This is a genomic window from Methanohalophilus levihalophilus (assembly GCF_017874375.1).
Lineage (GTDB): Archaea > Halobacteriota > Methanosarcinia > Methanosarcinales > Methanosarcinaceae > Methanohalophilus > Methanohalophilus levihalophilus.
Genome location: NZ_JAGGLK010000001.1, coordinates 80,611 through 93,132, shown reverse-complemented (window position 1 = coordinate 93,132; position 12,522 = coordinate 80,611). Strand labels below are relative to the sequence as shown.

Sequence of the window (12,522 nt, the reverse complement as noted above, 5' to 3'; positions counted from 1 at the left end):
CAAAAAGATATATAAAGCATCTCTCCTTTGTAGGAGTGCTTTTAGAGGTTAAAATTACTTTGATTAATAATAGGTCTAGATGGTATTACCGTAACAGTATTTACTATTTTTTCGTATGTTTAAACAAGCAGTATTTTTCTTTTTAAGCTCATACCTAAAGGACGTGAAATATTTGTTTAACAACATGGATACAAGTGCTCCAGTAGAAGCTGGGGAAACCTACGAAGTAACAATTGAAGACATTGCAAAGAAAGGCGACGGCATTGCCCGTATCGAAGGGTTTGTAATCTTTGTACCTGACACATCTGTGGGCGACGAAGTGACAATCAACGTCACAAAAGTTACCCAGAAATTCGCATTTGCTGAAGTAGTTTAATACTTTTATTGTTTAACACGCAACTGGAAAATCAAGTCATTGGTTTTCCATACTACTTTTTTTATTCCGCTGTCTAATTTTCAACTTGAATAATTGAATTTTTTTCCATCAATGTATTCCATACTCTGAAAAAATAGTTCGATAATTTAAAACAGGCTTGTGGCAGGATCAAAATCTCAACTTTCCTGAAGGGGTAGAGCATGATGAGGTATTTTGAAAATGAAAGTACTTCCTTTCCCGATTTCACTTTCAACCCAGATTCTCCCGCCATGCATTTCAATATATTCTTTTACCAGGGCAAGCCCTAAGCCAGTCCCACCAAACTCACGGCTGCTGGATGGACTGATTTGCATAAAAGGTTCAAACAGGATTGATTGGTCGTCTTCAGAGATTCCGATTCCACTATCAGAAATTGAAACCTGAAATGTTCCATCAATTATTTTTGTTTCAACAGATACATCCCCTTTTTCAGGTGTAAACTTGATAGCGTTTCCAAGAATATTATACATGATCTGTTTCATTTTCGTCCTGTCGGCATATATATCAGCACCTTGACACCCCAAATTCATTTTGAGATTAATGGATTTCTTCTTTGCCAAGGGATAAATTAGGGCCATGACATCATTACAGCATTCAGGTACACTAAATACTTCAGGCTCAAATTCCATTTTGTTAGCTTCAATTTTGGAAATGTCAAGGATATTGTTAATAAGGCCCAACAAATGTTTTCCACTTCCGGATATATTGCTAACGTATCGATTTTGTTTCTGATTCAAATTCCCAAAGGTTCCATCCGCCAGGACTTCTGAGAAACCAATAACTGAATTGAGAGGTGTTCGCAACTCATGGCTCATGTTTGCAAGGAATTCAGATTTTGCCCGGCTTGCGTTTTCAGCTGCAATTTTTGCTTCAACCAAAGTTTCTTCTGCTTTCTTAAAGCCAGAAATATCAAAAAAGCTCTCCAGAAGCACTTGTCTTCCGTTGTAGTAAAAAGGCTTAACTGATTTATATATTGGCAACTCACCACGTTCTGTTAGCATGATGCGTTCAGAACGGTCAACTTTCTTATGGAGATCAACAACAGGACAACTGCCTTTATCAGCAGGACATATAAATTTATGACAGACGTGTCCCAGTATTTCATCTTTCTGAAGACCTATCATTTTTTGAGCGGTAGTGTTTACATCCAGGATTTTTTTGGATTCTGCATCAATCAGAATAAAACCCGATAGGGAAGATTCCATAATTGCCCGAAACTTCTTTTGCTCTTCTTTTTCAACAATTTCAAATCTTTTTCTATCTGAAAGATCATGAAAAACGACAAGAATGTTTGTAGATTCATCTGATACCGGTATTGAAGAAAGCGACAAGTTGAATGGAACAATATTTCCAGATTTCGTTTTTAATTCCAAGCCTATGGTTTTTTCAAGATCCTCTAAAGATCCAGATTCCGAAAAAACATCAAGTGAGTACTGGAATTGGGTTCGCTGTTCATCTAAATAGAAAAGCTCATGGAATTTCCTTCCTGAAACTTCTTCCCGAAAAAAACCAAAAATTGCTTCAGCAGCTGAGTTCCAGTAATTAATCATTCCCAAATTGTCAATAAGAATAGCGGCATCACTTATGCTTTCTGCAAGTGTAGAAAACATTTCATATTGAGGGCTCAAACTAAAAAGGTCGTCGTTGCTTTGCTCTGAACTACTAGATTCAACAGAACGGAAATTTTTGACCTTTTGATCATCCGCTACTTCAGAATTCAAAGACATCGAATAGCTCCCAAAACAAAATATAATTAGATATTATTATCGGCATTTTGAGGTTCTCAAATGCAACTAAATAATTGAATTTAAATTATATAAAGATTCATATAATTGACTGCTATAAAACCACAGTCCTTTTAACAAAGCTGGAAAATGACTCATATCAAGTTAGTACACATGATAATCAATTAAATAAAATAGAAATATATATTTCAAAAACATAGATCATATTATAAAATCTTCCACAGGGTTCAGTTATACTAACTACAACGAAACTAATTCAAAGCTCAGCTGCCTATGGAAATATCTTCATAATACTAAGTTTCAAGTGGAATTACACAAATATGTTCAATCCTTTCCAGCCCTATCCTCAGAAACCATTTTTGCGATTCTGTATTTAAAGCTGTCAACTATCATGTCGGCCTTTATTTGCTCAAGCGCATATGAATGAGGATCCTTTTTCTGCAGCGAAAGAGGGATTGCAATGATGCCTTCATGATGTTTTTCGCATAATTCACCACATTTCTTCCATGAAAAATCGTGAATTCGTTCCATACGCCCACACACCAGATGATTAGACAATTACCCCAATAATAAAATGCATTTAAATTTTATATGCTTTTGGAATATGAAAGTCTGACTCTTTGACCTGACCTAAAGTCCGATGAAAAACAGAAAAAATATCTAAACTAAAGACAGCAGCGGAGTGATCATGCCACGTGTTTTGTGGGGTGAACACAAAGTGACATTGATCCCAAAAGGAACGCATCGAGCGGAAGGGAGCCAGGATTCACTCCGCATACTTACTACTAAGTATGAAACCATCATTATTTATGATAGTGAGGTAGATTGTTTCGTACCCTAAGGTTTGTTCAAAAATGATTCAAAGCCAAACTTCACAAACCATAAAAATTCCTGTAATCTTCCATAGCCTTATGTGCCTGCTTTGGATACTTCCCCAGCATGAAATTAATGAACCCGTCCCTATCACTGCATTCTTTGACTGAATCCAGCATTCCAAGAGCAAGCTACCCGGATTCAGGATTGCCTTTTTCCATTTCAAAAGACAGGCAAAGGGCTTCAGGTGGAAAACTCAGGCGTATATTCGGGGAAACCGAACCTACCAAAACACCTTGTTCGAGTACACTGTAAGCAGGTACGCCGGTATGATTTATCCTGTCCATTCCGGTGAGGTGATCGAAATTCTCCTTCCTGTAGGAATGGAATTCCACGTAAACCTCTGGATTGTAGGTGTCAATTAATTCGGCAATATGCCTGCCGGGCCCGCCGTAGTAGCGTGAATCAAGTGTGGATACATAACGCTCCTTGTTGATCAGGGGAACGAGCATTAAAGTGCCTTTAGAAGGAGGTTGCAGGGACATAAGTAGACGGGAAGTATCTTTCCATTCATTGCCGTGCAACCCTGCCACAAACAGCCTGAATGGTCTTCCTTTGCCATAAATCCGGGAAAACACGGATTATACCTCCGTCATTCTTTCCTTGCAAAAATGTAGATTTCACGTTTTTGGGGTTCAATAACATCAACTATGGACAATCCCATAGCTTCCATTTTTTTAAGCCACCCTTTATGGGTTCTTGCCCGATCTATCTTCAGGACCTGAAGCAGTTTTCCCCCTTCCTTCAGGAGTGGAAGTACACGCTCAAGCGCCTCAAGGGAATCAGCTGGTTCCAGAGTCATGTCAGAGAGAATCACGTCTACTGGGGTCTCAGAAAGCTCCTCAAGGGGAATAGAAAAGACATCCCCGAAAATGACATCCACATTCTCGTTCTCATAAGCAAGCTTACCCAATTCTGAGCGGAAGTGTTTGCTGAACTCAACCCCTGTTATGTGACCAGCAATTCCGGAAGCATACATTATGAAACCACCTGCACTTGAACCAAGATCAAGAACCAGATCTTCGGCTTCAAGAATTCCTGTTTTTTCCTGAATGGACTGCAGTTTGAAGTAACCTTCAGGTTTGTCCAGTCCTTCGGTAACCTCTATAGAATTACCTGTAGAAACATCCTTTGAGGTCTTGGTGACCACCGCACCATCTACTTTTACTTCACCGTTGGAAATAGCTTTCTTGGCCCTTCCACGTGAACTGAAAATACCGGTCTCTACAAGATAGGAATCGAGTCTCATCGTTAGCTGAATATGGCCCCTCCTATAAATAGCTACAGCAAACAGGGACCATTTTCCAAATGGAAGTATTATTTTTCAGTGGAAAAATAATGGCACTTTATTCCTTCCGGATCAAAACAAAGATTGCAGGAAACACACTTCACAGAAGGTGCTCCATCTCTTATTTTTCGCACCAGATCCGGCTCGCAAATAAATGGACGGCTCATTGACACCATGTCAGCATAAACTTTCAGAACATGGTCCATGACATTCCTGGAGCGGATTCCGCCTACCAGAATGATAGGAATATTCACCGTATCTTTGATCATTTTTGCATAACGCCTGAAATACGCTTCCTTATCCTCGGAATCGATATCCGGCTGTGACATCACATCCCCTGCCTCAAAGATTCCACCGCTGACTTCGATTGCACATATTCCTGCTTCCTCGAGAATTGCGGCAATTTCCACGCATTCCGGGGCATCAAGCCCTATTTTCCCGGAGTACATATCAAAACCATCGGTTGCGTTCATCTTAACCATTATAGGATAATCTGAGCCTACACGCTCCTGTATTCCTTCAACAATTTCTACAATTATACGCGTGCGGTTCTCCACAGATCCACCCCACTGATCAGTACGTTGGTTAGTATAAGGGGAAATAAAACTGCTCAGAAGGAAACCATGTGCACAATGAAGCTGTACACCATCAAACCCGGCTTCTTTTGTACGTCTTGCAGCTTCTACAAAATCCTCAATTGTTTGTAAGATATCTGCTTCCGTCATTTCAACAGGCGTTTTCCCTGAAGTTTCATCTTTTACAACTGAAGGACCAAGGAGAACAGTGTCATTCCTTACAAGGGACTGTCGTCCTCCATGAACAATCTGGGCAATTATCTTGCTGCCGTATTTGTGAACAACGGAAGTTATTTCGTGATAAGGAGTGATGAACCTGTCAGCGTAGATACCCTGCTGCTTTTCATTGCTTTTGCCCCGAGGATTCACATAGGAGTATCCTGTGATAATCAGGCCTACGTCATTGCGGGCAAGTTCCTCATACATCTCAACAATGGCAGTTGTTGGGGTGCCGTCATCTTCTGCAAGCCATTCGTTGGTTGCGGATCTGACAAACCTATTCGGCACTTCAAGGCTACCTAGTTTGATGGGTTCAAAAAGCATGCTCTTAATGATAACATGCATAATAAAAATGTTTTTGCAGGATGCAACGTTCAGGAATTCTTCAATTCCTCAAGGGATTCCCGGAGATGCTCATTGCCCAGTTTGTAAATGAGTAACGTAACATAAAGCGAGATAAATGCTGCAAAATTTATAAGAAGAACAAATTGCAAAGTACTACCTTCGAGTCCACCTCCACTTTGCCCGTAAAGTGCATCACCAAACATCAGTGGATGTGCACTCCTCCACAACCTTATGGAAAAGAAACTAAGAGGCACTGACGCAAACCCGGCAATCCCGAAAACCGAAGACAAACGTGCACGACTTGCCATATCATCAATGGAGTTTCGCAGAAGCAGGTAAACCGCATAAACAAGGAAAAGCACAAGGGATGTCGTCAGTCGTGGTTCCCATACCCAATACCAGCCCCAAACCTGCTTGGCCCATATAGAACCAGTTGCCAATACAAGAAAAGCAAATACTAACCCAATTTCGGCGGACGACTTTGCCAGTATATCCCATGAAACGTCACGTGTTCTCAGGTATTGGATACTTGCTATGAATACAACTGCAAAAGCGAGATAAGAAAGAATCGCAATTGGCATGTGGAAATAGAAAATATTGAAGGACTGGTCAAGGACATTTCCTGACTCGTCTTTCATTACAGGAAGCATGAAAAACACCGAGTATATGGCAACTGCTATCAGGATTCCCGAAAGCAAAGCCATAATGCGTTCATATTTTCCATAATTCATGATTTTACCAGCCATGACAGGATTTATCCTAGAATATATTGCAACTATATTAATTGTTAATCCTCAATCACGTATTCGAATACAAGTGAAGCAACCGCCAGGAAAACTATGTCGTAAACAAACAGTATCCTCAAATAAGTGGTAATTGCACCCAGGCCATCACCCTGCAATACCGCAGATGTTGCAGACACGGCGGGAATCAGCACAGGCACCAGTAAAGGTAGGAGAAGAACAGGAAGCATGATTTCCTTTGCCCGAATATTCTGGACAAGAGCTGAGAGTAAAACACCTACTGAAGCAAAACCAATGGTACCTCCTATTACGATGAGGACAAAAAGAGGTGAAAAGACCGGGAAGGTAAAAAGGATTGAAAAGAGGATAACCGTGATTATCTCTACAATCAGCATTATTGAAACGGTAAAAATTACCTTTCCAAGATAGATTGAAATCGGGGAAACTGGACATATTTTCAGTGCCTGGATTGCTCCGTTTTGTGTTTCAGATGCAAAAGCACGGGAAAAACCAAGTGTTCCGGCAAAGACAAAACAAATCCACAAAACACCGGCTGCAAGCATTGCAACATCGCCTGAAGATGCAGTCAGTTCGGAAAAAGCTATGCTGAATACCACCAGCACAAGGAACGAAAACAGGAGCATGGAATTTAACAGTTCCTTTGCCCGGGCTTCTATACGGAAATCCTTTGCAGCTATGTGTAAAGCTTTGATCACCATTTCACCTCAGACACAGCCATTGATGCCGCATATCTGCGCAATTGTTTCTCTGACTGATTCGTCTTTTGATTCAAAATCAGCTACCAGTTTTCCGGAATCCATCACAAGTATACGATCGCAAATGGATATTGCGAAATCAATATTGTGGGTAACCAGCAATCTTGTGGTTGTGGATTTCCTGACAAGGAGTTGTTCCATTATTTTCGAAGCACCCGGATCAAGGCCACTGAATGGCTCGTCCAGAAAAAGAACACCTGGATCATGAATAAGAGCCCGGGCAAAGGACAGGCGCTGCTTCATGCCACGGGAATAAGTGCTTACACGGTCTGTGGCACGCTTCCATAAACCGGTTTCATCAAGAAGCATTTCAATCTGGTCTTCAAGTTGCATGCCTTCCAGATCGTAGAGGTTCCCGAAAAAATGCAGGTTTTCAATGGCATTGAGTTCATCGTATAGGTATGATTCATGGGATAAAACCCCGAATTCTTTCCTTATACCCATTTCATCATCTGAAAGAGATATTCCATTAATCAGAATTTCACCACTCGATGGATGAAGTCTTGCAGAAAGCAACTTGAGTAACGTGGACTTCCCCGCCCCGTTGGGACCTGTGATTGCAACAAATTCTCCGGCCCTGATGCGCAGGTCTATGTTATCAACTGCAGTTATCCGCCCATAGTTTTTTGCGAGAGCCTTTGCAACAATCAAATCATCCATCACCTAAGAATAGAGTTCGCGATAAATTAAGATTTGGATGCTGATTTAGCAAAAACAATAAGTTCTCAAAAAAACCATTATAATTGGGGAATACTCATGGGTGCAGAAAGTTACAAACGAATACTGATAGCTACCGATGGCTCTGAGAATGTAAAGAATGCCGTTGACTGGGCTGTTGAACTTGCCCGTGCAACCAGAGCACAGCTTTTTGGGGTTTACGTAGTCCCAGGGGTCAGTATCGGAATAGCATCACGAGGAGCCAGTTGGGCAGAATCGTTTAAGGAGCACTTACAGGAAGAAGGTGCAAAGGCCGTCGAGTACGTTGAAGATAGTGCCAAAAAGGTAGGAGTTGATGTTGAAGCAGCAGTTCTCGAAGGGAATCCAACGGATGTCATTCTGGAGTATGCTGATAACAATGGAATCGACCTCATTGTAATGGGCACACTTGGAAAAACAGGAATAAAACGATTCCTTCTTGGCAGCGTTGCTGAAAATGTAGTCAGGCATTCCGCAAAACAGGTTCTTGTAGTACCTTGAATCACAAAACGAGCAATTTTATATAGGAATAGGTCATTCGTATGATTGCGAACAATCGTGTACCACACATTCGGCACACCAAACACGGTTGTTCGCACCGGGGGCAATATAGTGGAAGAGATTAAGAAATCAGAAACGTCTGAAAACTGGAAGAGAGTTTCCGATGCTGAATGGAAGAAACGTCTGAAGCCGGAAGAATATCATATTTTGCGCCAAAAAGGAACTGAAGCACCATTTTCAGGAGAATATGATAACCACTATAAAGCTGGAATCTACAAATGTGCAGCCTGCGGGCAGGATCTGTTTTCATCAAAGACAAAATATGATGCCGGTACAGGGTGGCCGAGCTTCTGGTCAGCGATATCAGAAGACAACATCGAACGTGTACCTGACTACAGTCTTATGATGAAGAGAACAGAAGTTACCTGCAGCCGCTGTGGAAGCCATCTGGGCCATGTATTTGATGACGGACCTCCACCCACCGGAGAGCATTTCTGTATTGATTCCCTTGCACTCAAATTCGTCCCTGATGATGGTTAACGCAAACGATAGGTTTATCATAACATCAACAATACCTACAACCTATGTGAGAGAGGAAGGACGGCTGCCGGGCCTTATTGGTCTGAGGAAAGTCTCCCCACCACTCCAGAAACGCGAACACCTGTAAAGGGTGTCGGGCGAGAGCTCGGGCAGTTGGGGAACCAACTCTTGTAACTCCGGTTACATGATGGCACAGAAACGATATCGTTCCATACTTATGCGATGATGTTGGAAAACTGAGGTCGTATGGAATCCGACTGGAACGGCGAATCCTCGCGGGTGCAAGTCGGAAGTAGGGGATCAGGCTACATCTGGATAGCCCCCCGAATTATTGACGCTAAGCCGAATGCCGCCAGTGTATTTACACCAACAGAAGGGAGCTTACTCTCCTCACTCACATACATTAGGACTGGTTTTGAGATCCTGTATTTTTATGAGCATTTCATCGTAGTTGAGGCAGGTATTGAAGCACCCATCATTCAGGAGGGAAAAACCCACAATAGGTATATTAGTGCCTTTCAGAGAACGCATTCCCTTATTGATTTCATAATTACATGCGACTACGAATACACCATCTGTTTTCTGTCCTCTGAGAATACGCTCAACAAAAGATGAACCTGTTACAATGAAAAAACCATAGCCTTCAGATTCGGCTTTTTGTTTGAGTTTCCCCACATCGCATTTCCCACAGTTCACACACTGTATACCCAAACGTGTGGAAGATGCGGGGCAATCCAGTGCACGCATGCAATGGGGAACAAACATTATTCTTTTGGATGATTCAAGGAAAGACCCCTTATGTGCAATATTTTTCATGGAAACCATCCACTTATCCAGAATCCTCGGGTCTGAAAACTTGCAGAAAAGATACTTGAGGGGCATGTAGAAAAAATCAAGTATTGAAGAGAAAAAACCAGCCATATGGACTTCCCTTTTCAAACTCACCCTGCCCACGAAAAGAGCCACAGCACTGATAATAACAGATACTATGAACGCCCAGATAATCAAGTACCCAATTAAATTATACATCACATAACCCCATAGTTTTGATTACTTCATTAACATCTACCCTGGTTTCAAAGCATCCGTCTTTCTTAAGACAAACACCCTGAACAGGCATAAACGACATTTCTTCCATAGCTTCGGAAAGTTCGGTGTAACACGCTACCCCGATACATGAAGAAGGTTGACAATGCTTAACTATTTTCTTTACAAAGCTGCCACCCGGAATTACAAATGCTGAAAAGCCTTTTTCATGTGCAGCATTACTGATTTTCCCGATAGAACATTTCCCGCATTGCTTACATTCATATCCAAAAATAGGATGACATTTTGCACTGCAATCACCATGCCTGAGACATTGCGGCAGAAAGAGAACTTTTTTTCCCTTGTTATGGATGAAAGCGTTACGCATGACTGCATTGCGCACTTCTATCAGGATTTCATCCACAAGGGTTTCCCGTATCTGAAAAGAGCGGCAAATCCATTTTGCCGGAGAATAGAACATATAGAGAATAAAGAGAACAAAATTTGGCAGGAGGATTTTACGTTTCTTAAAGCTGTACGCTCCAAGAATTAAAGCAAATACCAACCCAACAAATGCTGCAATAGCGCCATAAACGAATATTCTTCCCAGAAGTTCGTAGGGAATTTCCATGGAAATGAAATGCAGTGCTGTATATTTATAATTAACAATAAAAAAAAAGATGGAATGTAGAAGAATTACTCTTCTACACAGTCATCGAGGTTTATGCCCATTGCACGGGCAGTCAGGACAATAACATCTTCCACTTCAAGATCCTCTGCTTTTACTGCATCCCTGCCGTCGGAGAGGTTTCTCTTACAGAATGGACATGCGCTTGAAAGAATGTCAGGTTTCTTAGCAAGTGCATCTTCAACACGGCTTGATGCAATTCCAAGTGCAAGATCAGGAATACCTGCTTTTACACCACCGCCTGCTCCACAGCAGCGCTGGTTGTCTTTGATCCTGTCCATTTCAACGAACTTTATACCTGGAATGCTCCGCAGGACATGCCTTGGTGCATCGAAAACACCAACGTGGCGTCCAAGGTGGCATGGGTCGTGGTATGTAACTGTCTTGTCGACTGAATCCTTCCACTGTACTTTACCCTGTTTGATAAGATCTGAAAGGAACTCTGTGATGTGAACAACTTCGAAAGGAAGGTCTTCGCCAAGAAGCCTTGGCCAGTCAACCTTTGAGGCACGGAAACATCCTGCACATGCGTACAATACTTTCTTTGCGCCTTTCTTTTTGATACCCTCAACATTAGCTTTTGCAGCCTTGCGGGCAATATCGTCAATCTCGTACTGACCTGTCCTTACAAGTGCGGAACTGCAGCATACCTCATCCTCACCAAGCATTGTGAACTTAATGCCGAGTTTGTTGAGAACACGGGCTGTTGCAAATGCAAGCTTTTTCTGGCGGAGTTCTGCTGTACAACCACCGAAGTAAAGGATTTCGGCTTCGTCTTCGATTACGACATCATCAGGAATCCAGCTAAGCCTGTCTTTTTTGTCGGCCATGTACGGGTTGCCGTACTCACCAATGAGTTTGACGAACATTCCCTGCTTGCCGTATGGACCATTTCCACGTTTTACGAGGTTAGCACGCATGGATTCCCAGAGTTCGATTGTGTTGATAGCTGATTCACAAACTGTGGCACACATACCACAGGTTGTACAGCCATAGACATCATCCTTGAACTGTTCAATCTCGTCCTCGGAAATCTTTTTCGGACCGAACAGTTTTGCCCTGAGACCGTAGGACTTGTTCATGTATTCTCTCCAGCGGAGAATCTTGTCCCTTGGTGCAAGTCCCGGATCTTCTCCGGAAGCATCGTATGTTGGACACCAGTTTACACATTCACCACAGCGGCTGCATGCATCAAGTTCCATGAGTTGCACTGCGGTCATGTTGTTTGTATTAATAGATGGTGAATCTCGTACCATAATTATTCACCTCCCTTGTTTGCCAGGAGGGTAAGTGGTATTGCAATCATGTGGATGTATTTGCTGTATGGGATGTATGCAATACAGAACAGCAATGAGATGATTACGTGGAACAGAGCTGCGGGTGGAGCCCACTCATAGTGGAGTCCCATACCCCAGAAAGTACCGTTCCTGATACCGTCTGCAAAGAAGCCTGTTATTGTGATAAGAGTCAGGCCGCCAAGAAGAATAGAATCATATGCAATTGTACTTTCACGCATTTTCTGCAGGAAGAGCCTTCTTGCGATTGCAATTATAATTCCTGTAAGCAGGATGTAACTGAATATATCATTGGGGAGAGAAAGCATTTCCCTGAAAACTTCAGGATCCGGACCCATGTGGAGTGCCATATGTGTTACTTCCACGAGGAACATAAGAACAGACATTACAAAAAGTGCCATCCAGCCAATGAAAATTGTGATGTGCATGAACCAGCGAACTGGACTGCGGCGCATGATACGCCTCTGAAGCAGAATATCAAGAACAAGAGTTACAACAATATTCTGTCCGTGACCGTGGCTTTCAGCACTCATCTGACGAATAAGCATTCTTGGGAAAGCTAAAAGTTTGCCACCAGTACCGCTTCCACCATATTCTTCGGCACCAGCACCCCATTTTTTCAAATTTATATACATTCCGTAGAGGAAAATCAAAATCGCAGCATTAGCCAGTATCATGACCTGCACGAAAGTGATCCTCAAAGCATCGGATATTCCTGAAAAATATTCCATAGCCATTAATGTCTATCTCCTGATGTGTTCTTTTTAAAGAAATGTGATATGTATAGTTAAGTCTGG

Annotated in this window: 14 protein-coding genes, 1 other RNA gene and 1 pseudogene; 4 read left to right on the top strand and 12 right to left on the bottom strand. The window is 42.1% G+C overall.

From position 1 onward, the window contains the following. Positions 1-184 precede the first annotated feature (184 nt). A complete protein-coding gene (locus J2755_RS00435; protein WP_209677958.1) occupies positions 185-376 on the top strand; it encodes a TRAM domain-containing protein in 192 nt (63 codons plus the stop codon). Positions 377-552: 176 nt separating this feature from the next. Here the strand turns inward: J2755_RS00435 and J2755_RS00430 are convergent, their stop codons facing one another. From J2755_RS00430 to J2755_RS00395, 8 genes and pseudogenes are all read right to left on the bottom strand, one after another. After that, positions 553-2,142 carry a PAS domain-containing sensor histidine kinase gene (locus tag J2755_RS00430; protein ID WP_209677956.1) on the bottom strand — a complete coding sequence of 530 codons (1,590 nt, stop codon included), beginning with the start codon at positions 2,140-2,142 and terminating at the stop codon, positions 553-555. A 342-nt stretch (positions 2,143-2,484) separates the two neighbouring features. Next, complete coding sequence (locus J2755_RS00425; RefSeq protein WP_209677952.1) at positions 2,485-2,691, bottom strand: hypothetical protein; 207 nt, start codon at positions 2,689-2,691, stop codon at positions 2,485-2,487. Between the two features lie 341 nt (positions 2,692-3,032). Then, positions 3,033-3,611 (bottom strand): annotated as a pseudogene (locus J2755_RS00420) (DUF2119 family protein). A gap of 14 nt (positions 3,612-3,625) precedes the next feature. Further along, complete coding sequence (locus tag J2755_RS00415) at positions 3,626-4,282, bottom strand: SAM-dependent methyltransferase (RefSeq protein ID WP_209677949.1); 657 nt, start codon at positions 4,280-4,282, stop codon at positions 3,626-3,628. A gap of 68 nt (positions 4,283-4,350) precedes the next feature. Beyond that, a complete protein-coding gene (locus J2755_RS00410; RefSeq protein ID WP_209679819.1) occupies positions 4,351-5,439 on the bottom strand; it encodes an NADH:flavin oxidoreductase in 1,089 nt (362 codons plus the stop codon). A gap of 50 nt (positions 5,440-5,489) precedes the next feature. Beyond that, positions 5,490-6,191: a cytochrome c biogenesis protein gene (locus J2755_RS00405; RefSeq protein WP_209677945.1), complete on the bottom strand. Its 702-nt coding sequence runs from the start codon at positions 6,189-6,191 to the stop codon at positions 5,490-5,492. Between the two features lie 56 nt (positions 6,192-6,247). Further along, complete coding sequence (locus J2755_RS00400; RefSeq protein WP_245312573.1) at positions 6,248-6,922, bottom strand: heme exporter protein CcmB; 675 nt, start codon at positions 6,920-6,922, stop codon at positions 6,248-6,250. Between the two features lie 6 nt (positions 6,923-6,928). Next, positions 6,929-7,639, bottom strand: coding sequence for an ABC transporter ATP-binding protein (locus tag J2755_RS00395; RefSeq protein WP_209677942.1), 711 nt, complete (start codon positions 7,637-7,639; stop codon positions 6,929-6,931). A gap of 96 nt (positions 7,640-7,735) precedes the next feature. Between J2755_RS00395 and J2755_RS00390 the strand changes: the two genes are divergently transcribed. The 3 genes from J2755_RS00390 to rnpB all read left to right on the top strand — a co-directional run bounded on the left by J2755_RS00390 (position 7,736) and on the right by rnpB (position 9,112). Continuing rightward, positions 7,736-8,176, top strand: a complete 441-nt coding sequence (locus J2755_RS00390) for a universal stress protein (protein ID WP_209677939.1) — start codon at positions 7,736-7,738, stop codon at positions 8,174-8,176. A 120-nt stretch (positions 8,177-8,296) separates the two neighbouring features. Beyond that, complete coding sequence (gene msrB / locus J2755_RS00385) at positions 8,297-8,716, top strand: peptide-methionine (R)-S-oxide reductase MsrB (protein WP_209679813.1); 420 nt, start codon at positions 8,297-8,299, stop codon at positions 8,714-8,716. Between the two features lie 48 nt (positions 8,717-8,764). Further along, positions 8,765-9,112, top strand: an RNA gene (rnpB, locus tag J2755_RS00380) — RNase P RNA component. Here rnpB and J2755_RS00375 read toward each other — a convergent pair. From J2755_RS00375 to J2755_RS00360, 4 genes are all read right to left on the bottom strand, one after another. After that, complete coding sequence (locus tag J2755_RS00375; RefSeq protein ID WP_209677936.1) at positions 9,107-9,745, bottom strand: DUF116 domain-containing protein; 639 nt, start codon at positions 9,743-9,745, stop codon at positions 9,107-9,109. The genes rnpB and J2755_RS00375 overlap by 6 nt on opposite strands. After that, entirely contained in the window at positions 9,738-10,373 is a 636-nt protein-coding gene (locus tag J2755_RS00370; protein ID WP_209677933.1) for a DUF116 domain-containing protein, read from the bottom strand. The genes J2755_RS00375 and J2755_RS00370 overlap by 8 nt, the downstream gene beginning before the upstream one ends. Before the next feature lie 65 nt (positions 10,374-10,438). Further along, on the bottom strand, positions 10,439-11,686 hold the full coding sequence (locus tag J2755_RS00365; protein ID WP_209677920.1) for a (Fe-S)-binding protein: 1,248 nt from the start codon (positions 11,684-11,686) through the stop codon (positions 10,439-10,441). A 2-nt stretch (positions 11,687-11,688) separates the two neighbouring features. After that, the gene (locus J2755_RS00360; protein ID WP_280954352.1) at positions 11,689-12,462 is read right to left on the bottom strand and encodes a disulfide reductase; all 774 of its coding nucleotides are present in this window, start codon (positions 12,460-12,462) and stop codon (positions 11,689-11,691) included. Between the last annotated feature and the right edge of the window lie 60 nt (positions 12,463-12,522).

Excerpts from the sequence above, each read along its gene's own strand:
- J2755_RS00435 (WP_209677958.1), top strand. The coding sequence starts at position 185 with ATGGATACAAGTGCTCCAGTAGAAGCTGGGGAAACCTACGAAGTAACA.
- J2755_RS00430 (WP_209677956.1), bottom strand. The coding sequence starts at position 2,142 with ATGTCTTTGAATTCTGAAGTAGCGGATGATCAAAAGGTCAAAAATTTC.
- J2755_RS00425 (WP_209677952.1), bottom strand. The coding sequence starts at position 2,691 with ATGGAACGAATTCACGATTTTTCATGGAAGAAATGTGGTGAATTATGC.
- J2755_RS00415 (WP_209677949.1), bottom strand. The coding sequence starts at position 4,282 with ATGAGACTCGATTCCTATCTTGTAGAGACCGGTATTTTCAGTTCACGT.
- J2755_RS00410 (WP_209679819.1), bottom strand. The coding sequence starts at position 5,439 with ATGCTTTTTGAACCCATCAAACTAGGTAGCCTTGAAGTGCCGAATAGG.
- J2755_RS00405 (WP_209677945.1), bottom strand. The coding sequence starts at position 6,191 with ATGAATTATGGAAAATATGAACGCATTATGGCTTTGCTTTCGGGAATC.
- J2755_RS00400 (WP_245312573.1), bottom strand. The coding sequence starts at position 6,922 with ATGGTGATCAAAGCTTTACACATAGCTGCAAAGGATTTCCGTATAGAA.
- J2755_RS00395 (WP_209677942.1), bottom strand. The coding sequence starts at position 7,639 with ATGGATGATTTGATTGTTGCAAAGGCTCTCGCAAAAAACTATGGGCGG.
- J2755_RS00390 (WP_209677939.1), top strand. The coding sequence starts at position 7,736 with ATGGGTGCAGAAAGTTACAAACGAATACTGATAGCTACCGATGGCTCT.
- J2755_RS00375 (WP_209677936.1), bottom strand. The coding sequence starts at position 9,745 with ATGTATAATTTAATTGGGTACTTGATTATCTGGGCGTTCATAGTATCT.
- J2755_RS00370 (WP_209677933.1), bottom strand. The coding sequence starts at position 10,373 with ATGGAAATTCCCTACGAACTTCTGGGAAGAATATTCGTTTATGGCGCT.
- J2755_RS00365 (WP_209677920.1), bottom strand. The coding sequence starts at position 11,686 with ATGGTACGAGATTCACCATCTATTAATACAAACAACATGACCGCAGTG.
- J2755_RS00360 (WP_280954352.1), bottom strand. The coding sequence starts at position 12,462 with ATGGCTATGGAATATTTTTCAGGAATATCCGATGCTTTGAGGATCACT.